Source organism: Streptomyces sp. GQ60, from assembly GCF_059758875.1.
This window is the reverse complement of the sequence record NZ_JCAXEG010000013.1, coordinates 70,359-94,318: the sequence shown is the minus strand read 5'-3', so window position 1 is coordinate 94,318 and position 23,960 is coordinate 70,359. Positions and strand designations below refer to the sequence as shown.

General features: G+C 71.6%; 21 protein-coding genes and 1 tRNA gene. 8 read left to right on the top strand and 14 right to left on the bottom strand.

Features of this window, described 5'->3' with window-relative positions:
- The first annotated feature begins 20 nt into the window (after nucleotides 1-20).
- Both AC6CKD_RS27730 and AC6CKD_RS27725 read left to right on the top strand, forming a co-directional pair.
- Nucleotides 21-1,637, top strand: a complete 1,617-nt coding sequence (locus AC6CKD_RS27730) for an ABC transporter permease (RefSeq protein WP_498331020.1) — start codon at nucleotides 21-23, stop codon at nucleotides 1,635-1,637.
- A complete protein-coding gene (locus AC6CKD_RS27725; RefSeq protein WP_498330902.1) occupies nucleotides 1,637-2,659 on the top strand; it encodes an ABC transporter ATP-binding protein in 1,023 nt (340 codons plus the stop codon). The genes AC6CKD_RS27730 and AC6CKD_RS27725 overlap by 1 nt, the downstream gene beginning before the upstream one ends.
- 85 nt (nucleotides 2,660-2,744) lie before the next feature.
- Here AC6CKD_RS27725 and AC6CKD_RS27720 read toward each other — a convergent pair whose 3' ends face one another.
- From AC6CKD_RS27720 to AC6CKD_RS27695, 6 genes are all read right to left on the bottom strand, one after another.
- Nucleotides 2,745-3,650 (bottom strand): DMT family protein, encoded by a 906-nt coding sequence (locus tag AC6CKD_RS27720; protein WP_498330901.1) that lies wholly within the window; start codon nucleotides 3,648-3,650, stop codon nucleotides 2,745-2,747.
- A 101-nt stretch (nucleotides 3,651-3,751) separates the two neighbouring features.
- The gene (locus AC6CKD_RS27715; protein ID WP_498330900.1) at nucleotides 3,752-4,855 is read right to left on the bottom strand and encodes an LOG family protein; all 1,104 of its coding nucleotides are present in this window, start codon (nucleotides 4,853-4,855) and stop codon (nucleotides 3,752-3,754) included.
- Nucleotides 4,856-4,881: 26 nt separating this feature from the next.
- Complete coding sequence (locus tag AC6CKD_RS27710) at nucleotides 4,882-5,955, bottom strand: hypothetical protein (RefSeq protein ID WP_498330899.1); 1,074 nt, start codon at nucleotides 5,953-5,955, stop codon at nucleotides 4,882-4,884.
- A complete protein-coding gene (locus tag AC6CKD_RS27705) occupies nucleotides 5,937-6,761 on the bottom strand; it encodes an ABC transporter ATP-binding protein (RefSeq protein WP_498330898.1) in 825 nt (274 codons plus the stop codon). Before AC6CKD_RS27705 ends, AC6CKD_RS27710 begins: the two co-directional genes overlap by 19 nt.
- A gap of 193 nt (nucleotides 6,762-6,954) precedes the next feature.
- Nucleotides 6,955-8,334: an aspartate aminotransferase family protein gene (locus AC6CKD_RS27700; protein ID WP_274549774.1), complete on the bottom strand. Its 1,380-nt coding sequence runs from the start codon at nucleotides 8,332-8,334 to the stop codon at nucleotides 6,955-6,957.
- Complete coding sequence (locus AC6CKD_RS27695) at nucleotides 8,319-8,822, bottom strand: Lrp/AsnC family transcriptional regulator (protein ID WP_073910973.1); 504 nt, start codon at nucleotides 8,820-8,822, stop codon at nucleotides 8,319-8,321. The genes AC6CKD_RS27700 and AC6CKD_RS27695 overlap by 16 nt, the downstream gene beginning before the upstream one ends.
- Nucleotides 8,823-8,993: 171 nt before the next feature.
- Between AC6CKD_RS27695 and AC6CKD_RS27690 the strand changes: the two genes are divergently transcribed.
- The 3 genes from AC6CKD_RS27690 to AC6CKD_RS27680 all read left to right on the top strand — a co-directional run bounded on the left by AC6CKD_RS27690 (nucleotide 8,994) and on the right by AC6CKD_RS27680 (nucleotide 12,351).
- Nucleotides 8,994-10,433, top strand: a complete 1,440-nt coding sequence (locus tag AC6CKD_RS27690) for a gamma-aminobutyraldehyde dehydrogenase (protein ID WP_498330895.1) — start codon at nucleotides 8,994-8,996, stop codon at nucleotides 10,431-10,433.
- Nucleotides 10,434-10,552: 119 nt separating this feature from the next.
- On the top strand, nucleotides 10,553-11,731 hold the full coding sequence (locus AC6CKD_RS27685; RefSeq protein ID WP_498330894.1) for a polyamine ABC transporter substrate-binding protein: 1,179 nt from the start codon (nucleotides 10,553-10,555) through the stop codon (nucleotides 11,729-11,731).
- Between the two features lie 89 nt (nucleotides 11,732-11,820).
- On the top strand, nucleotides 11,821-12,351 hold the full coding sequence (locus AC6CKD_RS27680; RefSeq protein WP_498330892.1) for a hypothetical protein: 531 nt from the start codon (nucleotides 11,821-11,823) through the stop codon (nucleotides 12,349-12,351).
- Here the strand turns inward: AC6CKD_RS27680 and AC6CKD_RS27675 are convergent.
- From AC6CKD_RS27675 to AC6CKD_RS27655, 5 genes are all read right to left on the bottom strand, one after another.
- Nucleotides 12,280-13,533 (bottom strand): serine hydrolase domain-containing protein, encoded by a 1,254-nt coding sequence (locus AC6CKD_RS27675; protein WP_498330890.1) that lies wholly within the window; start codon nucleotides 13,531-13,533, stop codon nucleotides 12,280-12,282. The two genes, AC6CKD_RS27680 and AC6CKD_RS27675, sit on opposite strands and share 72 nt — an antisense overlap.
- Nucleotides 13,534-13,680: 147 nt before the next feature.
- Nucleotides 13,681-14,370, bottom strand: a complete 690-nt coding sequence (locus AC6CKD_RS27670) for a response regulator transcription factor (RefSeq protein ID WP_498330888.1) — start codon at nucleotides 14,368-14,370, stop codon at nucleotides 13,681-13,683.
- A complete protein-coding gene (locus AC6CKD_RS27665) occupies nucleotides 14,367-15,581 on the bottom strand; it encodes a sensor histidine kinase (RefSeq protein WP_498330886.1) in 1,215 nt (404 codons plus the stop codon). The genes AC6CKD_RS27670 and AC6CKD_RS27665 overlap by 4 nt, the downstream gene beginning before the upstream one ends.
- Nucleotides 15,578-16,267: a glycerophosphodiester phosphodiesterase gene (locus AC6CKD_RS27660; RefSeq protein ID WP_498330884.1), complete on the bottom strand. Its 690-nt coding sequence runs from the start codon at nucleotides 16,265-16,267 to the stop codon at nucleotides 15,578-15,580. The genes AC6CKD_RS27665 and AC6CKD_RS27660 overlap by 4 nt, the downstream gene beginning before the upstream one ends.
- 20 nt (nucleotides 16,268-16,287) lie before the next feature.
- Nucleotides 16,288-17,313 carry an adenosine deaminase gene (locus tag AC6CKD_RS27655; protein ID WP_498330882.1) on the bottom strand — a complete coding sequence of 342 codons (1,026 nt, stop codon included), beginning with the start codon at nucleotides 17,311-17,313 and terminating at the stop codon, nucleotides 16,288-16,290.
- 121 nt (nucleotides 17,314-17,434) lie between these two features.
- Between AC6CKD_RS27655 and AC6CKD_RS27650 the strand changes: the two genes are divergently transcribed.
- Nucleotides 17,435-18,166, top strand: a complete 732-nt coding sequence (locus AC6CKD_RS27650; RefSeq protein ID WP_498330880.1) for a DUF4190 domain-containing protein — start codon at nucleotides 17,435-17,437, stop codon at nucleotides 18,164-18,166.
- A gap of 71 nt (nucleotides 18,167-18,237) precedes the next feature.
- On the opposite strand, the gene AC6CKD_RS27645 is transcribed toward AC6CKD_RS27650, so the two are convergent.
- The 3 genes from AC6CKD_RS27645 to ybiA form a co-directional block, all read right to left on the bottom strand.
- Nucleotides 18,238-19,854: a TROVE domain-containing protein gene (locus AC6CKD_RS27645; RefSeq protein WP_498330878.1), complete on the bottom strand. Its 1,617-nt coding sequence runs from the start codon at nucleotides 19,852-19,854 to the stop codon at nucleotides 18,238-18,240.
- Between the two features lie 344 nt (nucleotides 19,855-20,198).
- Nucleotides 20,199-20,260 (bottom strand) — tRNA-Ser (locus tag AC6CKD_RS27640).
- A gap of 51 nt (nucleotides 20,261-20,311) precedes the next feature.
- Nucleotides 20,312-20,863, bottom strand: a complete 552-nt coding sequence (ybiA, locus tag AC6CKD_RS27635; RefSeq protein ID WP_498330876.1) for a riboflavin biosynthesis intermediates N-glycosidase — start codon at nucleotides 20,861-20,863, stop codon at nucleotides 20,312-20,314.
- A 194-nt stretch (nucleotides 20,864-21,057) separates the two neighbouring features.
- Between ybiA and AC6CKD_RS27630 the strand changes: the two genes are divergently transcribed.
- Both AC6CKD_RS27630 and AC6CKD_RS27625 read left to right on the top strand, forming a co-directional pair.
- Nucleotides 21,058-22,602, top strand: coding sequence for a gamma-aminobutyraldehyde dehydrogenase (locus AC6CKD_RS27630; RefSeq protein WP_498331018.1), 1,545 nt, complete (start codon nucleotides 21,058-21,060; stop codon nucleotides 22,600-22,602).
- A gap of 75 nt (nucleotides 22,603-22,677) precedes the next feature.
- Entirely contained in the window at nucleotides 22,678-23,928 is a 1,251-nt protein-coding gene (locus tag AC6CKD_RS27625) for a polyamine ABC transporter substrate-binding protein (RefSeq protein WP_498330874.1), read from the top strand.
- Nucleotides 23,929-23,960 lie beyond the last annotated feature (32 nt).

The window sequence follows — 23,960 nt, the reverse complement described above, 5'->3', positions numbered from 1 at the left end:
CGGCCGCCAGGCTCGGTCTGATGGCCGTGCCGCTCGCCTTCTTCGGGCTGTTCTTCGCGTACCCCGTCGTCGCGATCGTCGGGCGCGGGCTCAAGACCGACGACGGCTGGCAGTTCGGCCGGATCGGCGAGGTGCTGGCCCGGCCCGACATCGGCGACGTGCTCTGGTTCACCACCTGGCAGGCGCTCGCGTCCACGGCGCTCACGCTCCTGATCGCACTCCCCGGCGCGTACGTCTTCGCGCGCTTCGAGTTCCCCGGTAAACAACTGCTGCGGGCGCTCGTGACGGTGCCGTTCGTGCTGCCGACGGTCGTGGTCGGCACCGCGTTCCTGGCGCTCGTCGGGCGGAACGGCCTTCTTGACGAGGTGTGGGGGATCCGCCTCGACACGACCGTCTGGGCGATCCTGCTCGCCCACGTCTTCTTCAACTACGCCGTGGTCGTCCGCACGGTCGGCGGATTGTGGGCGCAGCTCGATCCGCGCCAGGAGGAGGCCGCCCGGGTGCTGGGCGCCGGGCGGTTCGCCGCCTGGCGGCGGGTGACGCTGCCCGCGCTGGTCCCGGCGGTGGCCGCCGCCTCGCTGATGGTGTTCCTGTTCACGTTCTCCTCCTTCGGCGTCGTGCAGATCCTGGGCGGGCCCGCGTACTCCACCCTGGAGGTGGAGGTCTACCGGCAGACCGCGCAGCTCCTGGACCTGCCGACGGCCGCGGTGCTGACGATGGTGCAGTTCGCCGCCATCGCCGCGATCCTCGGCGTGCACGCCTGGACCGTGCGCAAGCGTGAGGCCGCGCTGCGGCTCGTCGACCCGAGCAGGACGGCGCACCGGCCTCGCGGCGCGGCCCAGCGCGCCCTGCTCGGCGGGGTGCTGCTGACGGTGGCGCTGCTGATCGTGCTCCCGCTCGGGGTGCTCGTGGAACGCTCCCTCGACGCCCCGGGCGGCTACGGCTTCGGCTTCTACCGGGCGCTCCAGGAGGTGGGCGCCGGCGGCGGAACGTTCCTGGTGCCGCCGATGGAGGCCATCTGGAACTCCTTGCAGTACGCGCTCGCCGCCACCGCCATCGCGCTGCTCGTCGGCGGGCTCGCGGCCGCGGCGCTGACCCGGCGCGCGGGCCGCTTCGTACGGGGCTTCGACGCACTGCTGATGCTCCCGCTGGGGGTGTCGGCCGTGACCGTGGGCTTCGGCTTCCTCATCACCCTCGACGAGCCGCCGCTGGACCTGCGGACCTCGTGGATCCTGGTGCCGCTGGCGCAGGCGCTGGTGGGCGTTCCCTTCGTCGTACGGACCATGCTGCCGGTGCTCCGAGCGGTGGACGGGCGGCTGCGGGAGGCCGCCGCCGTGCTCGGGGCCTCACCGCTGCGGGCCTGGCGGGAGGTGGACCTGCCGATGGTGCGGCGGGCCCTGCTGATCGCGGCGGGCTTCGCCTTCGCGGTGTCCCTCGGGGAGTTCGGGGCGACCGTCTTCATCGCGCGGCCCGACCATCCGACGCTGCCGGTCGCCGTGGCCCGGCTGCTGGGGCGGGCCGGGGAGATGAACTACGGGCAGGCGATGGCCCTGAGCACGATCCTGATGCTGACGTGCGCGGTGTCCCTGCTCCTGCTGGAGCGGCTGCGACCCGACAAGACCTCCGGAGAATTCTGATGACCCTGCTTCAGCTGGAAGGGGTGTCGGTCCGCTTCGGTGAGCGCGCGGTCGTGGACGCCGTCGACCTGGCGGTAGTCGAGCACGAGATCGTGTGCGTGCTGGGCCCCAGTGGGAGCGGCAAGTCCACCCTGCTCCGGGTGGTGGCCGGGCTCCAGCCCGTCGCCGCCGGGAGGGTGCTCCTGGGCGGCGCCGACCAGGCCGCGGTGCCCGTACACCGGCGGGGGGTGGGCCTGATGTTCCAGGACCACCAGCTGTTCCCGCACCGGGACGTGGGCGGCAACGTCGCCTTCGGACTGCGGATGCGGAGGGCTTCGAAGCAGACCTCCGAGGCCCGGGTCACCGAGCTCCTGGAGCTGGTCGGGCTCCCCGGGGCGCAGGGCCGGGCGGTGGCCTCGCTGTCCGGCGGCGAGCAGCAGCGGGTCGCGCTGGCGCGGGCGCTGGCGCCTTCGCCGCGGCTGCTGATGCTGGACGAGCCGCTCGGGCAGCTGGACCGGGGGCTGCGGGAGCGGCTCGTGGTGGAGCTGCGGGAGCTGTTCTCGCGGCTGGGCACGACGGTGCTGGCCGTCACGCACGACCAGGGCGAGGCGTTCGCGCTGGCCGACCGGGTCGTCGTGATGCGGGACGGGCGGATCGCGCAGGCCGGGACCCCGCTGGAGGTGTGGCAGCGGCCGGCGTCGGAGTTCGTGGCGCGGTTCCTGGGCTTCGAGAACGTCGTCCCGGCGGTGGTGTCGCGCGGGGTCGCCACGACTCCGTGGGGGAAGGTGGCTGTTCCGGCCGGGGCCGTGGCGGGGGAGTGCCAAGTCCTGATCCGGCCGGCGGGGGTTCTGCTGTCGCCCGCGGGGCTGGGGTGCGAAGTGGTGTCGCGGACCTTCCGGGGAACGCATGTCGCGCTGCTGCTGCGGCCCGAGGCGGGGCCGACGCTCGAGGCGGAATGTGATCTGGCGGGGGCGCCGGGGGTCGGGGACCGGGTCGCGGTGGGCTTCGCTCCGGCCGAGGTGGTCGTGCTGCCGGGGGAGTAGGGCCGCCGGGGGAGTAGGGCCGCCGCGCGGGGCGGGGTCCGCCAGAGGAGCCGGACCCGCGCCTCGAGCGCCGACGATGGTGCCTTCAGCCGATCGGAGCCGGTTCCGGGACGGGGACGTCTCCGTCCGCGCCCTCGTGGTTGCCGTACCAGGCGACCGCCACCGCGCCGGTCACCGCCAGGACGAAGCCGAGGACCGCGAGCCAGGCCATGCCGGGGCGGGACGCGTCGCCGAGCCAGAGCACGCCGATCGCGCCGGGGAGCACGGTTTCACCGACCACCAGGGCGGCGGTGGCGCCGTTCACCGAGCCGATCTGGAGCGCCACGGTGTGCAGGTACATGCCGCCGACCCCCGCCAGCAGGATGGCGTAGAGGGCCGGGTCGGTGAGGAGCGCGGTGAGGGAGAACGGCTCGATGCCGTTCAGGATCCGGACCCCGACGCCCAGCGCGCCGAACGCCAGACCCGACAGCAGGCCCGCCAGGATCGCGGCCCGGGCGCCGAGGAAACGTACCGCGACCGTGCCGCCCACGATGATCAGTACGGTCACGGCCAGCAGCCACCAGTGCGTGGCGGCCGGTGCGTAGTGGCCGCCCTCGTGGCCCGCCGCCGTCGCCAGCAGGACCAGCGCCGCGCAGACGACCCCGATCGAGGTCCATTCCTTGCGGGTCAGCCGGATGCCGAGCAGCTTGACGCTCAGCACGGCCGTGATCACCAGGTTGGCGCTGATGACCGTTTGGGACAGGAAGAGCGGCAGGAGGCGGGCGGCCAGCGCGCCCAGGCCGAAGCCCACGAAGTCCAGGATCGTGCCGACGATGAACTCCCAGGTCATCGCGGCCTTCGCCGTGGAGGTGAGGTTCGGGCCGCCGTGCTGGGTGACCCCGGCGGCGGCGGGCGACATGCGGGCCGCCCGCCGTGAACCCACGGCTTGCAGGACGGATCCCGTGCCGTAGCAGATGGACGCCGCGATAGCGGTCAGCAGGCCTATGAGCACCCGAGGGCTCCGTTCACGTCTGGCAGGTTTTACGTAGTGCGTACCTCTTCCAGACGTGGAAAAGGGGAGAGGAGTTGCCTGACCGGGTCAGGTTCTCCGGGTCACTTCATCGCGGCGAGGGCGGCCGGGACCTCGGACACCGAGTCGACCAGGGCGATCCGGGACTCCATCGCCCGGCCCCGGGCCAGCGCCTGGAGCAGCGGCCAGGCAGGGAGCCGCTCGGTCCAGTGGACGCGGTCGACCAGGATCATCGGGGTCGGCTCGCCCCGGGACTCGTAGTGGTTGGGCGTCGCGTTGTCGAATATCTCCTGGACGGTGCCCGCCGCGCCCGGCAGGAACACCACGCCCGCGTTGGACCGGGCGAGCAGCCCGTCCTCCCGGGTGGCGTTCGCGAAGTACTTCGCGATGTGGCCGGCGAAGGGGTTCGGCGGCTCGTGTCCGTAGAACCAGGTCGGGATGCCCACCGAGTCGCCGCCCGTGACCGCCGGCCAGCGTTCCCGTACGGCGAAGGCCGCGCGCGCCCAGTCGGAGACGGACGGGACGAAGGAGGGGGCCTTGGCCAGCATCCGCAGGGCTTCGGGCAGGGCCTCGTCGGGGGCCGGGGCGAGGTACGCGCCGAGATTGGCCGCCTCCATCGCGCCGGGGCCGCCGCCGGTGGCCACGGTCAGGCCGGAGCGGGCCAGCGTCCGGCCGAGTTCGGCCGCGCCGCGGTACGCGTCGCCGCCGCGGGCCATGGCGTGGCCGCCCATCACACCGACGACGCGGGCGCCGGCGAGGTGTTCGTCGAGGGCGTCGGAGATGGCGTCGTCGTGGATGGAGCGCAGCATCGAGGAGTAGATGTCGCCGTCCGCCTTCGTCTCCTGGAACCAGGCGTACGCCTCGGCGTCCGGAGTGGCCTCGTAGCCGGCGGACAGCCCGGTGAAGAGCTCCTCGGCCGTGTAGAGCAGACCCCGGTAGGGGTTGAAGGGGAGGTCGGGGACGGGCGGGAAGACGAGGGCGCCGTCCGCGCGCACCTTGGCCGAGGCGTCCGGTTCCATCGCGCAGCCCAGGAACACGGCGGCCGAGGTGTCGGCGGACAGCAGGGCGAAGGTCCGCTCCAGCAGGTTCACCGACTGGATGCGGTACCCGCTGAGCGAGCCGCGGGCCACGACCCGGTCGAATTCGGCGAGGGTCTCGATCTCGGTCTCGATGTAGGGGTGGAGCATTCGGCCCACCCTAAGGGCTGCCCGCCTCAGCGGGTCAATGCCAGCGACGTCAGCTGCGACACACCCCAGCTGAGCGGCAGGCACACGGCCACCAGCGCCGTGGCCCGTACGGTCGCGGCCGTACGGAGGACCTTGCCCGGGGTGCCGAGCGCGGTCAGCGTCTCGCGGGTGGCGGCCCGGGCCTGGCGGACCTCGAGGGCGGAGGTGAGCAGGGTGGCGGCCGCGCACAGCGTCACCAGGGCGGCGGCGGGCGCGGTCAGCGGGCCGAGCGGGACCTGGAGGCCGCCGTGACCGCGCAGGGCCAGGGCGCTGAGGGCGCCAGCCCCGACGGCGCACAGGACGCCGAGGGGTGCGCCCAGCCGGGGGGCCTCCTCCTGGAGGGCCCGCCCGGCCAGCAGCCGGAGCGCGCCCGGGCGGACGGCCTGGACGAGTGCCCCGCAGGCGTAGGCCAGGCCCGGACCGGCGAGGGCGAGTCCGAGGGCGGTCAGTGCCCAGCCCGTCGGCACGCCGGTTCCGCCGGGGCGGGCGAAGGCCAGCGCGGCGAGTCCGCAGGCGGTGAGGGCGATGCCCCAGGGCAGTGCGGTCTGCGGCGCGGGCCGGGGGTGCGGGCGCAGGGCGAGGGCGGTGGCGATCGAGGCGGCCAGTGGGAGCAGGGCCAAGAGGGTGAGGGCGGCCGCCACGGGCAGGGGCTGGCCGGCGTGGAGCAGTCGCGCCCCGGCGCCGTCGAAGGGCAGCCCGGTCACGTCCCCGCGCAGGTGGAGGAAGACGGCCAGGGCCACGGCGCTGCCGAGGGTGCAGGCCACGGCGGTGGAGATCGTCGCGACCAGGGTGAGCCGTAGGGGTCCCAGCCCGGCGGCGTCCAGCCCTTCGAGGGGCCGGGTCGCGGGGTCGGTACGGGCCACGGCGACGGCGAACTGCACGGTGACGGCGAGGGGGACCAGCGCCCACAGCAGCTGAGGGAACGATCCGGCGGGCCGGGCCGTGGCCTGCGCGAGCACGTACAGCAGCAGGAAGCCGCTGCCGGCCGAGGCGGCGGCGACGAGCAGTCGGCGCAACTGGACCAGCGGCCGGGAGCCGCGGGCTAGGCGGAGAGCGAGCACGCGGCCTGGTCCTCCGGGGGCTGGGGGAAGGAGGTCGGTGAGAGCCCGGCGGCGGCCGCGGCGGCGGGCCGGCCGTCGAGCAGGGCGAACCGCCGGTCGGCGACGGCCGCGGTCTCCTCGTCGTGGGTGGCCAGCAGCACGGTGATGCCGTGGGAGCGGGCGGCCGTGGTGAGCGTGCGCAGCAGCAGGGAGCGCTCGGCGCGGTGCAGCGGGGCGGTGGGCTCGTCGGCGAAGATCACGGCGGGCAGGTTCGCGAGGGCGCGGGCGAGGGCGACGCGCTGGGACTCGGACCGGTTGAGGGCGCCGGGGTGCTTGCGGGCGAAGGCGCCGATGTCGAGGCGGTCCAGCCATTCGCAGGCGGCCCGTTTGGCGGTGCGGTGGGGCACGCCCGCGATCAGCAGCGGCAGGGCGGCGTTCTCCCACACCCGGAGCTCCGGCAGCAGCCGCGGCTCGGGGCCGATCCAGCCGAAGCGGTCGCGGCGCAGCCGCTCGCGGGCCAGGGTGCCCATGGTGTGCACGGGGACGCTGTTGAACCAGACCTCGCCCTGCTCGGGGCGCGACTGTCCGGACAGGCAGCTCAGCAGCGTGGTCTTGCCGCTGCCGCGGGGGCCCGTGACGGCGAGGACCTCTCCCGCGCGGACGCCGATCGAGACTCCGATGAGTCCCGGCGAACCTTCCCCGGACTTCGTCCGGGGGGACCCCCTGTGGGAGTAGTGAAGGGACCGTGCCCAGAGCAGATCGTCCTGGGGCAGGGCATGGTCCGGCCGTGCGTTGTCCGGCGCAGCGTTGTCCCGTGTGGCCACCATGGCGTACACCTCCGTCCGGGGGAACGAAGCGGAGCCCGCTTGGTCACTGGCACCGCAATGAGATGTAAAGAGATGAACGTCTTGGATGGTGACAGCACACGGCCCGGACCCCCGCGTTCTCACTCGAACGGAGGATCCGGGCCGTGTGGTCCGGCAGTGTGCCGCCTGCGGGACGGTGGGAGGACCGGGCTGGTTAGAGCTTGGTCCAGGCCTCGGTGAGCACGCGGCGCAGGATGCCCTCGATCTCGTCGAAGGTGCCCTGGTCGGCGATCAGCGGCGGGGCCAGCTGGATGACCGGGTCGCCACGGTCGTCGGCGCGGCAGTACAGGCCGTTCTCGAAGAGCGCCTTGGAGAGGAAGCCGTAGAGCACGCGCTCCGTCTCCTCGTCCGTGAAGGACTCCTTGGTGACCTTGTCCTTGACGAGCTCGATGCCGTAGAAGTAGCCGTTGCCGCGGACGTCGCCGACGATCGGCAGGTCGTGCAGCTTCTCCAGCGTCGAGCGGAAGGCGTCCTCGTTGTCCAGCACGTGCTGGTTGAGGCCTTCCTTGTCGAAGATGTCGAGGTTGGCGAGCGCCACCGCGGAGGACACCGGGTGTCCGCCGAAGGTGTAGCCGTGCAGGAAGGTGTTGTCACCCTTGTAGAACGGCTCGGCGAGGCGGTCCGAGATGATGCAGGCACCGATCGGGGAGTAGCCCGAGGTCATGCCCTTCGCACAAGTGATCATGTCCGGGATGTAGTCGAACTTGTCACAGGCGAACATCGTGCCGAGGCGGCCGAACGCGCAGATCGTCTCGTCGGAGACGAGCAGGACGTCGTACTCGTCGCAGATCTCGCGGACCCGCTGGAAGTACCCGGGCGGCGGCGGGAAGCAGCCGCCGGCGTTCTGCACCGGCTCCAGGAAGACGGCGGCGACGGTGTCGGCGCCCTCGAACAGGATCTCCTGCTCGATCTGGTCGGCGCACCAGCGGCCGTAGGCCTCGGGGTCGTCGCCGTAGATCGGGGCGCGGTAGATGTTGGTGTTGACCACCTTGTGCGCGCCGGGGACCAGCGGCTCGAAGGGGGCCTTGAGGGCCGGCAGGCCGGTGATGGACAGGGCGCCCTGCGGGGTGCCGTGGTAGGCGACCGCACGCGAGATGACCTTGTACTTGGTGTGCTTGCCCTGCAGCTTGAAGTACTGCTTGGCGAGCTTCCACGCGGTCTCGACCGCTTCGCCGCCACCGGTGGTGAAGAAGACCTTGTTCAGGTCGCCCGGGGCGTAGTGCGCGAGGCGCTCGGCGAGCTCGACTGCCTTGGGGTGCGCGTACGACCAGATGGGGAAGAACGCGAGTTCCTGGGCCTGCTTGTACGCGACCTCGGCCAGTTCCTTGCGGCCGTGACCGGCGTTGACCACGAACAGGCCGGCGAGACCGTCCAGGTAGCGCTTGCCCTTGTCGTCGAAGATGTAAGTGCCCTCGCCGCGCACGATGGTGGGTACGGGCGAGTTCTCGTACGACGACATGCGGGTGAAGTGCATCCACAGGTGGTCGTAGGCGGTCTTGGAGAGGTCCTGGCTCACGGCTATCGCGTTCCCCACATGTAGGTCTGCTTCTTCAGCTTCAGGTAAACGAAGCTTTCGGTTGATCGCACGCCGGGGAGCGCGCGGATCTTCTTGTTGATCGTTTCGAGCAGGTGGTCGTCGTCCTCGCAGACGATCTCCACCATCAGGTCGAACGAGCCCGCGGTCATCACCACGTACTCGCACTCGGCCATCGCGGTCAGCGCGTCGGCCACCGGGTCGAGGTCTCCCTCGACGTTGATGCCGACCATCGCCTGGCGCCGGAGCCCCACGGTGAGCGGGTCGGTGACGGCGACGATCTGCATGACGCCCTGGTCGAGCAGCTTCTGTACTCGCTGGCGCACCGCTGCTTCGGACAGGCCGACGGCCTTGCCGATCGCCGCGTAAGGACGGCGACCGTCCTCTTGCAGTTGCTCGATGATCGCCAGGGACACAGCATCGACCGAAGGGGACGGTTGTCTGTTCCTGGAATCTGCGCTTCGACTGACCACGACCTCACTGTGCACGAGGAGTCGTCTGTTCCGCAAGGCGAGAACGATGTAATTCGTTGTTTGGAGAGTCGGATCTCACTGATTCCGTAGTTCGTGATGCGTAGGCCTGTCGAAAACGGCGTCTGAGAGACTAGGCTGAGTAGCTGTCTCAACCACTGGACATGTGATCACAGGAGTGTGGCTGTAGTGACCACCGAACTGCGTCGTCTGCGCAACTACATCGGCGGGGAGTTCAAGGACGCCGCCGACGGGCGGACCACCGAGGTGGTCAACCCCGCCACGGGCGAGGCGTACGCGACCGCTCCCCTCTCCGGCCAGGCGGACGTCGACGCCGCCATGGCCGCCGCCGCCGCGGCCTTCCCGGCCTGGCGCGACGCGACCCCCTCCGACCGCCAGAAGGCCCTGCTGAAGATCGCGGACGCCTTCGAGGCCCGCGCGGACGAGCTGGTCGCCACCGAATCGGAGAACACCGGCAAGCCCCTCGGCCTCACGGCCAGCGAGGAGCTGCCGCCGATGGTGGACCAGATCCGCTTCTTCGCGGGCGCCGCGCGCCTGCTCGAGGGCCGCTCGGCCGGCGAGTACATGGAGGGGATGACCTCGATCGTCCGCCGTGAGCCGGTCGGTGTCTGCGCCCAGGTCGCGCCGTGGAACTACCCGATGATGATGGCCGTCTGGAAGTTCGCCCCGGCCCTGGCCGCGGGCAACACCGTGGTCCTCAAGCCCTCGGACACCACCCCGGCCTCCACCATCCTGATGGCCGAGATCATCGGCTCGATCCTGCCCAAGGGCGTCTTCAACGTCGTCTGCGGCGACCGCGACACCGGCCGCGCCATGGTCGAGCACCGCACTCCGGCGATGGCCTCCATCACCGGCTCGGTGCGCGCGGGCATGCAGGTCGCCGAGAGCGCCTCCAAGGACGTCAAGCGCGTCCACCTGGAGCTGGGCGGCAAGGCCCCCGTCGTGGTCTTCGAGGACGCCGACATCGCCAAGGCCGCCGAGGACATCGCGGTCGCGGGCTTCTTCAACGCCGGCCAGGACTGCACCGCGGCCTGCCGGGTACTGGTCCACGAGTCGATCCACGACGAGTTCGTCGCGGCGCTGGCCAAGAACGCGGCCGACACCAAGACCGGCCAGCCGGACGACGAGGACGTGCTCTACGGCCCGCTGAACAACCCGAACCAGCTCAAGCAGGTCGCGGGCTTCATCGAGCGCCTCCCCGCCCACGCCAAGGTCGAGGCGGGCGGCCACCAGGTCGGCGAGAAGGGCTACTTCTACGCCCCGACCGTGGTCTCCGGCCTCAAGCAGGACGACGAGATCATCCAGAACGAGGTCTTCGGCCCCGTCATCACGGTCCAGTCCTTCACGGACGAGGGCCAGGCCCTGGCGTACGCGAACGACGTCGAGTTCGCCCTCGCCTCGTCCGTGTGGACCAAGGACCACGGCCGCGCGATGCGGATGTCCAAGAACCTCGACTTCGGCTGCGTGTGGATCAACACCCACATCCCGCTCGTCGCCGAGATGCCGCACGGCGGGTACAAGAAGTCCGGCTACGGCAAGGACCTCTCCGCCTACGGCTTCGAGGACTACACGCGCATCAAGCACGTCATGACCTCGCTCGACGGCTGACCCGGAGCCGGGCGGGCGGCCCGCCGGCCGCCGCACCGACCAGGTCACAGCCTTGAAGGGGCGGGTAGTAGACACCTTGTCTATTGCCCGCCCCTTCGGCGTTCCACAAGGCTCCTCCCATGCCTGAACTCGCCTTTTCCCGTCGCGCGGCGCTGCGCGGCCTCGGTGCCGCGGGGCTGCTGGCCGCCCTTCCCGGCTGTGGTGTCCCCGCCGCGTACGTCCCCGAGAGCCGGCGGGAGGGGCAGGACCACTCCGGGAGCGACCGGAGCGTCTCCTTCTCCAACTGGCCCCTCTACATCGACACCGACGAAGAGGACGAGAGCAGGCGTCCGACGCTGGACGCCTTCGCCGAGAAGACCGGCATCGAGGTCCGGTACACCGAGGAGATCAACGACAACGACGAGTTCTTCGGCAAGATCAGCCCGTCGCTGATGAACCGCCGGCAGACCGGTCACGACCTGGTCGTGGTCAGCGACTGGATGGCCGCCCGCTTCGTCCGCCTGGGCTGGGCCCAGAAGATGGACCGCTCGGCGCAGGCGAACGTGGCCAGGCACCTGGACCCGCAGCTGCGCTCCCCGGCCTTCGACGAGGGCCGGCTGCACACCGTCCCCTGGCAGTCGGGGATCACCGGCATCGCCTACAACCGCAAGGCCCTCGGCCGGGAGATCAAGTCGGTCAAGGACCTGTGGCAGCCGGACCTGGCCGGCAAGGTCACGCTCTTCTCCGGCCTCGACGAGTCCTTCTCCCTGCTGATGCAGGGCAACGGCGTCGACGTCACCCAGTGGACCGAATCCGACTTCCACCGGATGTGCGACCAGGTGGAGAGCATGGTGAAGAAGAAGCACATTCGCCGCTTCACCGGCAACGACTACACCTCCGATCTCGGCAAGGGCGACGTACTGGCCTGCCAGGCCTACTCCGGAGACGTGATCCAGCTTCAGGCCGACAACCCCGACATCGAGTTCGTGGTTCCCGAGGAAGGCGGCGAGCTCTGGGCGGAGAGCCTGCTCGTCCCCAACCTCGCCCGGCACAAGGCCAACGCGGAAGCCCTGATCGACTTCTACTACGACCCGGAGGTGGCCGCGCTGCTCGCCGCCTACGTCAACTACGTCTGCCCGGTCCCGGCCGCCCGTGACGTACTGGCCGCCTCCGACGACCAGGAGACCGCCGAACTGGCCGAGAACCCGCTGATCTTCCCGGATGACGAGATGCGCAAGCGGCTCGTCGTCGCCCGTGACATCTCCTCGGCGGAGCGCTCGCCCTTCGCGAAGCGCTGGAACGGCATCGTCGGCCTCTGAGGGCCGGGGCCGGTCTGGTCCGGCCACAGAACTGAACATGTTCAGCAAATCTGCTGAACATGTTCAGAAAGCTGCGTAGGCTTCCTTCCATGAGCGAGAGAAGCGCCCTTCAGCGGCGGATCCGTGCCTGGCTTGCCCTGTTCCTCGTCTGCCTGGTGCTGAGCGGACTCACCGCCTTCCCCTTGGTGAGCGAACTCCGCTGGGCCAATGCCCTGGTGGACCACGAGTGGCTCCGCCGTGTCGGCGACGGGCTGGAGCGGGCGGACTCCGAGTACCCCTTCCTCCTCTACGGCACGGACTGGCTCGCCTTCGCCCACCTGGTGATCGCCGTCTTCTTCTACGGAGTCCACCGCGACCCCGTCCGCAACATCTGGATCGTCGAGGCCGGCATGATCGCCTGCGCCGGCATCGTCCCCCTGGCCCTGATCTGCGGGCCCATCCGGGGCATTCCTGTCTGGTGGTCGCTGATCGACATCTCGTTCGGCGTCTTCGGAGTGGTCCCGCTGCTGATCCTGCGGCGCATGATCAAGCGGCTGGAGGCCATGCCGTCAACGGGCGAAGGCGGCCAGCACGACGGCGAGGGCGACCGGGTTCATGTCCCGGCCCTTGGCGTCGGTTGAGTTGACCGAGTACACGAGGGTGCGGGACAGGTCGCGGGTCCCGCCTATCGCCGTGTTGTAGCCGTGCCGGCCGCCCGTCTTGCCCCAGGCGACCGTGCCGTCGGGCAGCGTGATCCGCGACATGCCGGCCGTCATCGTCGCGGCCTCGCCCGTGGCGAAGTCCTTCACCGCGGGGACCGTGAACATCTCCTCCAGCTGCGCCGCCGGCACGAGGCGTCCGCTGAACAGGGCGACGGTGAACCGCTCCAGGTCGGCCGTGGTGGAGATGATGTCGCCCGCCGCCCACCGGTCCGAGGAGTTCCACCGGGTCACGTCCCGCAGCTCGGTGGAACCGTCCGCCCGCACCACCGCCTGGTACCCGTGGTTGTGGCGACCCGGTATGCGGGTCTGGAAACGGCCCGGGAACGAGGTGTCCCGCAGCCCCAGCGGCTTCAGGACCCGCGCCCCGACCGCCTCCTCGTACGTCGTGCCGGTCACCTTCTCGATGAGCGCGCCCAGCACCGTGTAGTTGATGTTCAGGTAGTGCTGGGCCGTGCCCGGGACGAACTCGCGGCTCTTGGCCACCGCGTCGGCGATCTGCCAGTGCGGATCGGTCACGTCGAAGCGGTGCTCCCACTGGGCCTCGAAGGAATCGCCCGGACCGCCGGCCGCCGGTATCCCGCTGGTGTGGTTGAGCAGCTGCCGGACGGTGACCGTGCCGTACGCCTCGGGGACGGTCCCGGGCAGGTACCGGCGGACCGGCCCGTCGAGGTCCACCTTGCCCTCGGCCGCGAGCTGGAGCACCACCGCCGAGGTGAAGGCCTTGGTCACCGAGCCGGCCCGGAACCGGCCCTCCTCGATCGCCTCGCGCCCGGTGCGGATGTCCGCTACACCGGAACTCCCCTGCCAGCCACCGCTCGTGCCGCCCACCCGTACCAGCGCGGCCGTCGCCTCCTCGTGCCCCGCCCCGAGCCCCGCGATCGCCCGCTCCAGCGCCGTGGCGTTCGGCGGGGTCGAAACCTGCGGCGTCGAAGCAGGCGGGGTCGGAGCCTGCGGGGTCGCATCCCGCGATGCCGGGCTCCGCACGGCGGCCGGGTCCGAGGCAGCCGAAGCCCGCGCCGGGCCGGCCTGGGCGACGGCCGGTCCGGCCGCGACGCCCAGGACCAGCGCGGTGGCGATCAGTGTGCGGGTCGTTGCGTTCATGGTGGGATCCCCCTGTCGGCTCTCCGGGCGACTTCCGCCCCGATGACCTCAATGCTGCTGGTCACAGGGGTAGTTGCGGATCACCACCGAGAGGGGTCTTTTCCGGTACGACAACTCGCCCCCCAGAGCGAGGAGGTCCGCCTCGTCTCACTCCCCAGAGGGAGATACCTGAGAGCCAGCCGCGACCAGACCCGTCTCGTACGCGCAGATCACCGCCTGGATCCGGTCCCGCAGCCCCAGCTTCGACAGCACGTTGCCCACATGCGATTTCACCGTGTGCTCGCTCACCATCAGCTCCACCGCGAGCTCCGCGTTCGACAGCCCACGCCCCAGGTGCAGCAGCGTCTCGCGCTCGCGGGCCGTCAGCACCTCCAGCCGCTCCGCGGACAGCGCCTCGCCGGCCGCCGGGCGGGCCGTCGCCGCCGTGTACTCCGCGATCAGCCGCCGGGCCACCGAAGGCGCCAGCAGGGACTCGCCCGCCGCCACCACCCGTACGGCGTGCACCAGATCGTCCCGCCGCACGTCCTTGAGCAGGAACCCGCTGGCCCCCGCGTGCAGCGCCTCGTACACGTACTCGTCCGAGTCGAAGGTCGTCAGCATCACCGTCCGGCAGGAACTCGTCCCCGAGATCTCCCGGCACGCCTCGATCCCGTCCAGCACCGGCATCCGGACGTCCAGCAGCGCCACGTCGGGCGCGAGGGACCGTACCGCCGCGACCGCCGCCGCCCCGTCCCCGACCTCCGCCACCACCTCGATGTCCTCCTGGACGTCCAGGATCATCGCGAAGCCGCTGCGCACCAGTTCCTGGTCGTCGGCCACCACCACACGGATCGTCACTTCCCCACCTCCGCGCCCGACGTTACAAGCACCACCCGCACCTCGAAGCCGCTGCCGTCCGGACCGGGACCCGTCCGGGCGGTGCCCCCGTGGGCGGCGGCCCGCTCCCGGATGCCGATCAGGCCGTGCCCGCCCGCTCGCGCGGGGGGCACCACGGAGCCGCCACGGGCTCCGGCGACCGGGTCCGGACCCCGCCCGTCGTCCGCGACCGTCACGGTGAGGTCCCGCTCCCCGTACTCCAGGCGCACGGCCACCGTCGAAGCCCCGGCGTGCTTGACCACATTGGTCAGCGCCTCCTGCACCACCCGGTGCACCGTCGCCTCCAGCGCCGCCGGCAGGGCGCGCACCGAGCCCGTGCGCTCGAAGGTCACCTCCGGCCCGCTGCCCCGGACCCGCTCCAGCAGCCCCGCCAGCTCCCCGATGCCGGGCTGCGGCGAGCGCGGCGCCGCCTCGTCGGTGCGCAGCACCCCCAGCATCGTGCGGAGCTGCGCCATCGCGTCCCGGCCCGTCTCCGCGATGGCCTCGAACGCCGCCTCGGCCCGCTCGGGGGCCCTGCGCACGGCCACCGGACCGGCCTCCGCCTGCACGATCATGATGCTGACCGCGTGCGAGAGGATGTCGTGCATCTCCCGTGCGATCCGGGCCCGTTCGCGGGCGGCCGCCTGCTCCGCCTCGATCCGGTTGGCCCGCTCCAGCTGGGCGGCCCGGTCCAGGAGGGCCGCCGTGTACGCCTGCCGGGTGTGCTGGAGCCGGCCCAGCGCGTACGCGGCCCCGGAGACGAAGAAGGTGAAGAGCAGTTCGCGCGCGGTTCCGGTGTTCCAGTACACCGACAGGGCGACCGTGAGGACCGTGAGCCCGCCGACCGCCAGCCGCACCCGGGTCGCGCACTGCAGGGCGACCGTGTAGAAGGCGAGCAGTCCCGCGTACGGAAGCGGCTGCCCCGGGCCGTCGCCGCCCAGGTTGTACACCCCGCCGGCCACCAGGATCGCGACCAGCACCGTCACCGGAGCCCGCCGCCGCCAGATCAGCGGCAGCACGCCGAGCGTGGTCATCGCGTACGAGGCCCAGTCCGCGGGCGGCGACCCGGCCGGCCGGGGCACCACGAAGGGCATCGTGACGGCCAGTTGCACCAGCAGCGTCAGCCCCAGGTCCTGCCGGCGCGGCCCGGCCCGCCGGATCCACGCCCCGAGCTCCCCCCAGGCCCGTATCACCGGCCGAGCTCGGCCCGTACGGCTCCCAGCGCGTCCACCCGGTTCGTCGTGATCGCGTCCACCCCCGCCTTGACCAGCGCGCGCATCGCGCGCTTGGTGTCCGGGGTCCAGGCCGACACCAGCAGGCCGTCCCGGTGCAGGGCGTCCACCAGCTCCGGCCCGACCAGCCCGAAGCGGTAGTTGAGCCAGGTCGGCGCCACCGCGTCGATCAGCACCCGGCGCGGGGGAGCCAGGGTCGTCCACGTCAGCGCGATCTCGGCGCCCGGATCGGCGGCGCGCACCGCCAGCATGGTGGCCGGGCCCGCGCAGTAGTACGTACGGTCGCGGGCCCCGCACTCGCGGACCTGGCCGACGACGGTCCGTACGGTCTCGGCCGTCGCACCCGGCAGGTCGATCATGACCCGGCCCGCACCGGCGGCCATCAGGGCGTCGCGCAGGGTCGGGATCGCGCCGTCCGCCAGCTCCTTCAGCTGCGGGGCCGTCACGTCTTCGAGCCGCACCTCATGGCCCCACAGCCGCTGGAGGTCCTCGTCGTGGAGCAGTACGGGGACCCCGTCGCGGGTCATCCGCACGTCGATCTCCACCGCGTCCGCCCCCCGGTCGAAGGCGGAGCGGATCGAGGGCAGGGTGTTCTCGCGGACGCGGTAGGGATCCCCGCGGTGGCCTACGGCAGTCAGGGTGCGCATGCACCCATTCTGCGCAAGCGTCAGGAAGCCAGCCAGGCGGAGGTGTACGTGTCGATCTCGGCGGTGAGCTTCGCCTTGCCGGCCGGGTCCAGGAAGGAGGCCTCGACGGCGTTCTTCGCGAGCTGGGCGAGGCCGCGCTCGTCCAGGTCCAGGAGCCGCGCGGCCACCGCGTACTCGTTGTTGAGGTCGGAGCCGAACATCGGCGGGTCGTCGCTGTTGATGGTGACGAGCACGCCGGCCGCCACCATCTCCTTGAGGGGGTGCTCGTCGAGGGTGGCGACGGCGCGGGTGGCGATGTTGGAGGTGGGGCAGACCTCCAGCGCGATGCGGTGCTCGGCGAGGTGGGCGAGCAGCTCCGGGTCCCGGGTGGCGCTGGTGCCGTGGCCGATGCGCTCGGCGCCCAGCTCGCGGATCGCGTCCCAGATGGTCTCCGGGCCGGTGGTCTCGCCGGCGTGCGGCACGCTGTGCAGTCCGGCGGCACGGGCGGCGTCGAAGTACGGCTTGAACTGCGGGCGCGGCACCCCGACCTCCGGGCCGCCCAGGCCGAAGGAGACCAGGCCCTCGGGGCGCAGGTCCAGGGCGAGGCGGGCGGTCTCCGCGGCGGCCTCCTGGCCGGCTTCGCCGGGGATGTCGAAGCACCAGCGCAGGATCACGCCGAGCTCGGCCTCGGCGGCCTTGCGGGCGTCCTCGATGGCCTCCATGAAGGCCTTCTCGTCGATCCCGCGGCGCGTGGAGGAGTACGGGGTGATGGTGAGCTCGGCGTACCGGATGTTCTGCCGGGCCATGTCGCGGGCGATCTCGAAGGTGAGGTCGCGCACGTCGTCGGGGGTGCGGACCAGGTCGACGACGGAGAGGTAGACCTCGATGAAGTGCGCGAAGTCGGTGAAGGTGAAGTAGTCGGCGATGGCCTCGGGGTCCGTGGGGACCTTGGAGTCGGGGTGCCGGGAAGCGAGTTCGGCCACGATGCGGGGGGAGGCCGAGCCGACGTGGTGGACGTGCAGTTCTGCCTTGGGCAGCCCCGCGATGAAGGGGTGCAGGTCGGACATGAGGGTGCCTCCGGAGGACGCGGTGCGGATGGAACGGGCTTCATCGTAGGCAGGACCCGCGCAGCGGAAGGGGCCTGTCGGAGGGAGCGCTTAGCATGGCCGTACGAGAGGGGGGCGCCGTATGACCGATCAGAGCCCCGAGTCGCGAGACCCCTGGGCGCCGCCGGAGCAGCCCGCGGTCGATCTGGGCAAACAGCAGGGCGGGCCGGGGGCGTCGGGGGCGCCAGGGGTTCCGGGGGTGCACGACCAGCAGACCGTCACGGGGATGCCGGGGGCGGGCGGCCACCCGGGCGGCCACCCGGGCGCGCCGCTTCCCGGGCAGACGCCGCCGGCCGGGACCGGCCCGATACCCGCCGGGGCGCCCGTGCCCCAGCCGGGGCAGACGCCCGCCTACGGGTACCCGGCCCAGCCGGATTCCGCGGGGTACGGATATCCCGCCGCGCAGCAGCCGGTTCAGCAGCCCGGATACCAGGGCTACCCCGGTTACCAGGGCTACCCCGGTTACCCGGGAGGCGGCGGATACCCGGTGTACCCGCCCAGGAGCAACGGGTTCGGGGTCACCGCGCTCGTGCTCGGGATCCTCTCCGTGGTCACGTGCTACTTCGGCCTCCTGTTCGGCGTCCCGGCCGTCATCTTCGGCGTGCTGGGCCGCGGCAAGGCCAAGCGCCAGGAGGCCGACAACGAGGGCATGGCGCTGGCCGGCATCATCACCGGCGCGGTCGGCATCGTGATCAGCTGCGCGTTCATCGTGTTCTTCGTCGTCGTCGCCGTCATGTCCGAGGACGGCGGCTCCGACTACGACTCGGAGTTCTCGTCTTCGTACGACAACACGCAGGTGCTCCACCGGGGTTGACCCGCGCCCGGCGGGCACGGCGGAGGGCCGGGCGGGACGCGCGCGTCCCGCCCGGCCCTCGCGCCGAGCTGTCAGGCGGCCGTGTCCGGCCGCGCGGTCACCCACGGCCACGTGGCGTCCCGGCCGTCCTCGATCAGGGACACCATGCGGAAGGCCGCGTCGGTGAGCCCGCCGAAGGTGTGCCGGTTCGCGGACCCGGAGGGCGCGTGGCCCACCCGGTACCCGGCGAGGTTCCAGGTGTAGACCGGGACCGTGTCCGGCACCAGGGCCGTCGGATCGCCGCCGTAGGCGTACGCGGCCTGCTCGTCGGTGACGATCAGGACCCGGTCGTGCCCGGCGTAGTGCGCGCGCACCGCCTCCGCCGTGCAGGTGCCGCCGAGGTCCCGGAACCGCTCCAGCACCTTCAGCACCGACTCGCCCCGCCGGAAGCCGACCACCTTGCTGGTGGAGCCGAACTGCACCAGGTCCGCGTCCTCGGCGCGCAGCGCCAGCGCCGTCCCGAAGACGGCCCCCGCGTCGGCCCGGTTGAGCTGCGAGCGGTCCGACAGCGGCGACCACATCGACCCGGACCGGTCCACCAGGACCAGCGTCCGCCCGGGCAGGGACGGTACGTGGGCCAGGGAGTGGCCCAGCGCCCGCTCCAGCGGGTACGCCCAGCGCAGCGAGGGTGCGTGCTGGTGGGCGGCCAGGTAGCGGAAGGGGAACTGCCGGGCCCGGGCGACGGTCTCCGGGTCGGAGATCTTCGCCGCGACCCGCTCGGCCACCGCGTCCGACACCCCGGCCTCGTCGAAGTTGCGCAGGTTGCGCAGCAGCGCCATCGCGCCCATGGACGGGATGACCGCCTCCCAGGCGGCCGCGTCCATCGGCCCCTGGAGCCAGCCGGCCAGCGCCTCCCAGGTCATGCCCGCCGCGGCGAGCCGCCCGGCTCCGTCCGCCGCGGTGACCACGGCCCGGCGCTCCGCCACGGGCAGCTCCATCAGGGCCCGGTGCGCGAGCAGGGTGCGGTTGCCCGGCGGGACCTCGGCGGTCTCCGGGTTGTGCCGGCGGTCGAGGGCGTACCGGAACAGCTCGCCCTGCCAGGGCTTGGCCGGGTCGGGGGAGGCGTGCACGAGGTTGAGGACGTCGCCGAAGCGGTAGCCCCGGGAGGCGGTGTCGTACTTCAGCAGCGAGTTGCCGGAGTAGAGGCGGCGCACCGCGTCGGCGATCCCGCGCTTGACGGGCTTGGGCACGTTCCGCCCGTACGCGGCCGTCCAGTAGGCGAGCAGCTCGCCGGGCTCGTCCGCGCGCAGCAGGACGGAGTCCACGACCTGCCGGTTCGACGGCCCGCCGGTCGCTCCGGCGTCGAGCCGCGCCTTGACGTACTCGGCGGCGCCGACGAGCGAAGCCGTCCGCATGTTGCCGTCGCGGCGAAGCCAGCCGAGCAGACCGGCGGTCCACTCGGGGTCCTCCACGGCAAGGGTGCGCACGAGCGCGCCGAACCGGCCGTCGCGGGCCTCGCCGGACTCGTAAGCGGTCTGCTGCGTCACGAAGTTGGCGACGGCGAGCAGGAACAGCTCGGAGCGCGGATCGCGCACGAAGCCGGGGCTGCCGTGGCCGTTGGCTGCGCGGCGGCCCGTCGAGCGGACCGGTGAGGCGGGTGCGGGTGCGGTGGGCGCCGCCTTGGAGCGGAGCAGATTGAAGCGGACCATGTGAATCCCCCCGAATTCAGTTGAAACCGGGGGAGGCGTGACGTACGGGAGGCCCGAGATCGGAAGTCGACGACGGACTTGTGTCAGCTGCTCTCACCATCTGAGCTACCGGCCGGAGCCGGGCGGGACTCGAACCCGCGACCCGCTGATCCGGAGAAGTAACCGTTGTCTGCGCACCGGGCTTCCCGTACGTGCGCCTCCCGAGATCAAGGTGGCGGCGGCTTGGATTTCTCTGCAAAAGAAGGAGCCGCAGCCCGCGCACCGGGAGGTGCGTGAAGCAGTGTCCAGAGATCGAGGTCGGCGAAACCACGTGGTGCTCTACCAACTGAGCTACACCGGCCCGAAGCCGGTGACGGGACTCGAACCCGCGGCCGCCCCATTAACAGTGGAAGTAGGTCTCACCTGCGCACCTGGACAAGGATCACGCTAGACGCCTTTCCCCCGCGTCCGCGAGCGATTAAAGCTCCGCCCGCAGCCGCTCGCGCGCCTCCATGAGGGCGAAGCCCAGCAGGTTCAGGCCGCGCCAGCGCGCCGGGTCCAGCGCGCGCTCGTCGTCGGCGGCCAGTCCTATGCCCCAGATCCGGTCCATCGGGCTGGCCTCCACCAGGACCCGCTTCCCGGTCGAGAGCAGGTACGAGGCCAGTGCCGGATCGGAGCCGAACTTGTGCACGCTGCCCTCCACCACCAGCGCGAACCGCTCCCGCTCCCACACCACGTCGTCGAAGCCGCGCACCAGCCGCCCGGCCTTCTTCGCGGCCGCCGGACTCTTCGCCTCCAGAGCCGCCCGCTCCGCCTCGGCGTCCTCGAACAGGCGCGCCTTTCCGGCCATCATCCAGTGCTCGGCCGTGGCGTACCGCACGTCACCCACGGTGAACTCGGACGGCCACCACTGGCTGAGGCAGCTCGGTCCGAGCGTTCCGTCGGGCCGCGGACGGTGTCCCCAGAACGGCAGGAACTTCGGCCGCTCACCCCGGCTGACCTGCCCGATCAGTTCCTCGATCTTCTCCATGCATGCGAGTCTCGCAGGAGCAGCGGACACTTCGTACGGGATTTCGGGCGCGCCTCGACACATGGTCGACCGATTCCGTCGCGTAATCAAAAGGAAACAACGGAATCACTTGGCCGAGGGGTGTACCTCTGCCAGGATCGGCACTCAATTCGAGCTGTAGCTCGAACTGTAGCTACGGAGAGCGTGAGAGCGTGATGGGCAACCGCTTCCAGGTCAAGGTCCAGGTCAAGGACCGATTCGCCGCAGGCGCGCAGTACATCGACGGGCAGCTGCGGCCCGGCACCTCGGGCCGGTCACACACCGTGATCGACCCCGCGACGGGCGAGGAGGTGCTCACCTACGAGCTGGCCTCCACCGCCGACGTGGACGCCGCCGTCGCCGCCGCCAAGAGGGCCTTCCCCGCCTGGTCGGGGGCCACCCCCGGAGAGCGCTCCGACGCGCTGCACCGGCTGGCCGGCGTGCTGGCCGAGCGGGCCGAGGAATTCGCGTACGCGGAGTCCCTGCAGTGCGGCAAGCCGGTCAAGCTGTCCACGGAGTTCGACGTGCCGGGGACCATCGACAACACCGCCTTCTTCGCGGGCGCCGCGCGCCACCTCCAGGGGCAGGCCGCCGGCGAGTACTCCGGGGACCACACCTCGTACGTACGCCGCGAGGCGATCGGGGTCGTGGGCTCCATCGCGCCGTGGAACTATCCGCTGCAGATGGCCGCCTGGAAGATCCTTCCGGCGATCGCCGCGGGCAACACCATCGTCCTCAAGCCCGCCGAGCTCACCCCGCTGACCTCCCTGATGTTCGCCCAGGCGGCCAAGGAGGCGGGCCTGCCCGACGGCGTGGTCAACATCGTCACCGGCGCCGGCCGGGACGCGGGCGAGCACCTGGTCGGCCACCCGGACGTGGTCATGACCTCCTTCACCGGGTCCACCGCCGTCGGCAAGCGGGTCGCCGAGATCGCCACCGCCACCGTCAAGCGGCTCCACCTGGAGCTCGGCGGCAAGGCCCCCTTCCTCGTCTTCGACGACGCCGATCTGGAGGCCGCCGCCCACGGCGCCGTCGCCGCCTCCCTGATCAACACCGGCCAGGACTGCACGGCCGCCACCCGCGCCTACGTCCAGCGCCCCCTCCACGACGCCTTCGTCGCCCGGGTCGCCGAGCTGATGGCGACCGTCCGCGTCGGAGACCCCTTCGACCCGTCGACCGACCTCGGCCCGCTGGTCTCGCACGCGCACCGCGACCGGGTCGCCGGTTTCGTCGAGCGGGCCCGCGCGTACGCCACCGTCGTCACCGGCGGTGAGACCCCCGGCGCCAGGGAAGAGGAACGCCACCTCGCGGACGGCGCGTACTACCGGCCCACGCTGATCTCCGGCGCCGCCCAGGACAGCGAGGTGGTCCAGTCCGAGATCTTCGGGCCGGTCCTCGTGGTCCTGCCCTTCGACACCGACGACGAGGGCATCGCGCTGGCCAACGACACCCCGTACGGGCTCGCCGCCTCCGCCTGGAGCCGTGACGTGTACCGGGCGAACCGCGCCACCCGCGAGATCCAGGCGGGCTGCGTGTGGGTCAACGACCACATCCCGATCATCAGCGAGATGCCGCACGGGGGCTACAAGGCCAGTGGCTTCGGAAAGGACATGAGCACCTACTCCTTCGAGGAGTACACGCAGGTCAAGCACGTGATGTACGACAACACCGCGGTGGCCGCGAAGGACTGGCACCGCACGATCTTCGGGGACCGCACCTAACACCTTGCGACTGCCGTCGCGTGGCCAGTAGCCGCCCGACCAGCGGCCCGCACCCATCCCGAAAGGGCACCTCCCATGGAGCAGTTCGAGCCCGACCGCCTCTCGGCGGCGCAACTCGCCGCGATGCGGCGCAGCCTCACCACCGGGCGCGGCGCCCTCACCCGCCGCTCCGTGCTGCGCGCCTCCGGAGTCGGAGCGCTCACCCTCGGCGGCCTGTCCGCGCTCGCCGGCTGCGGCATTCCGCCGGCCAAGCGCGCGGAGGGCAACGCCGCGGCCTCCGACGACCACTCGGCGCAGGAGAAGGAGATCAACTTCTCCAACTGGACCGAGTACATGGACACCAGCGAGGACGAGAAGTCCCGTCCCACGCTGGAGGAGTTCACCAAGCGGACCGGCATCGAGGTCAAGTACACCGAGGACATCAACGACAACGTCGAGTTCTTCGGCAAGATCAAGCCCCAGCTCGCCGCGGGCCAGGACACCGGCCGCGACCTGATCGTCGTCACCGACTGGCTCGCCGCGCGCATCATCCGGCTCGGCTGGGCCCAGAAGCTGGACTCCTCCCGGCTCCCGCACGCCTACGCCAACCTGAGCTCGCAGTTCCGCAGCCCCGACTGGGACCCGGGCCGCGCGTACAGCTACCCCTGGACCGGCATCAACACCGTCATCGCCTACAACACCAAGGCGACCGGCGGGAAGAAGGTCGACTCCGTCACGCAGATGCTGGACGACCCCTCCCTCAAGGGCCGCGTCGGCTTCCTCACCGAGATGCGCGACAGCGTCGGCATGACCCTGCTCGACCAGGGCAAGGACCCGGCGAAGTTCACCGACGCCGACTACGACGAGGCGATCGGCCGGCTCCAGAAGGGCGTGGACAAGAAGCAGATCCGCCGCTTCACGGGCAACGACTACACCGCGGACCTCGACAAGGGCGACCTCGCAGCCTGCCTGGCCTGGGCCGGCGACGTCATCCAGCTCCAGGCCGGCAACCCGGACATCCAGTACGCGATCCCGGCGCCCGGCTACATCACCTCCAGCGACAACCTGCTGGTCCCCGTGAAGGCCCGGCACAAGGCCAACGCCGAGCGGCTCATCGACTACTACTACGAGCTCCCGGTCGCCGCCCAGCTGGCCGCCTACATCAGCTACGTCTGCCCCGTCGACGGCGTCAAGGACGAGCTGGCCAAGATCGATCCGGAGCTCGCGGACAACGTCCTGATCGTCCCCGACAAGGCCATGGCCGCCAAGTCGCACGCCTTCCGCTCCCTCACCAGTGAGGAAGAGACGGCGTACGAGGAGAAGTTCGCCAAGCTCATCGGAGCCTGACGGTCCCGCCGCCGTCCCCGCCGGCACCGGGC

What these genes read in the sequence shown, in the direction of transcription:
- AC6CKD_RS27655 (WP_498330882.1), bottom strand. Translation starts at nt 17,313, where the DNA reads ATGTCCGACCTGCACCCCTTCATCGCGGGGCTGCCCAAGGCAGAACTG.
- AC6CKD_RS27685 (WP_498330894.1), top strand. Translation starts at nt 10,553, where the DNA reads ATGCCTGAACTCGCCTTTTCCCGTCGCGCGGCGCTGCGCGGCCTCGGT.
- AC6CKD_RS27725 (WP_498330902.1), top strand. Translation starts at nt 1,637, where the DNA reads ATGACCCTGCTTCAGCTGGAAGGGGTGTCGGTCCGCTTCGGTGAGCGC.
- AC6CKD_RS27705 (WP_498330898.1), bottom strand. Translation starts at nt 6,761, where the DNA reads ATGGTGGCCACACGGGACAACGCTGCGCCGGACAACGCACGGCCGGAC.
- AC6CKD_RS27675 (WP_498330890.1), bottom strand. Translation starts at nt 13,533, where the DNA reads ATGAACGCAACGACCCGCACACTGATCGCCACCGCGCTGGTCCTGGGC.
- AC6CKD_RS27630 (WP_498331018.1), top strand. Translation starts at nt 21,058, where the DNA reads ATGGGCAACCGCTTCCAGGTCAAGGTCCAGGTCAAGGACCGATTCGCC.
- AC6CKD_RS27730 (WP_498331020.1), top strand. Translation starts at nt 21, where the DNA reads ATGGCCGTGCCGCTCGCCTTCTTCGGGCTGTTCTTCGCGTACCCCGTC.
- AC6CKD_RS27645 (WP_498330878.1), bottom strand. Translation starts at nt 19,854, where the DNA reads ATGGTCCGCTTCAATCTGCTCCGCTCCAAGGCGGCGCCCACCGCACCC.
- AC6CKD_RS27625 (WP_498330874.1), top strand. Translation starts at nt 22,678, where the DNA reads ATGGAGCAGTTCGAGCCCGACCGCCTCTCGGCGGCGCAACTCGCCGCG.
- AC6CKD_RS27660 (WP_498330884.1), bottom strand. Translation starts at nt 16,267, where the DNA reads ATGCGCACCCTGACTGCCGTAGGCCACCGCGGGGATCCCTACCGCGTC.
- AC6CKD_RS27680 (WP_498330892.1), top strand. Translation starts at nt 11,821, where the DNA reads ATGAGCGAGAGAAGCGCCCTTCAGCGGCGGATCCGTGCCTGGCTTGCC.
- AC6CKD_RS27715 (WP_498330900.1), bottom strand. Translation starts at nt 4,855, where the DNA reads ATGCTCCACCCCTACATCGAGACCGAGATCGAGACCCTCGCCGAATTC.
- ybiA (WP_498330876.1), bottom strand. Translation starts at nt 20,863, where the DNA reads ATGGAGAAGATCGAGGAACTGATCGGGCAGGTCAGCCGGGGTGAGCGG.
- AC6CKD_RS27650 (WP_498330880.1), top strand. Translation starts at nt 17,435, where the DNA reads ATGACCGATCAGAGCCCCGAGTCGCGAGACCCCTGGGCGCCGCCGGAG.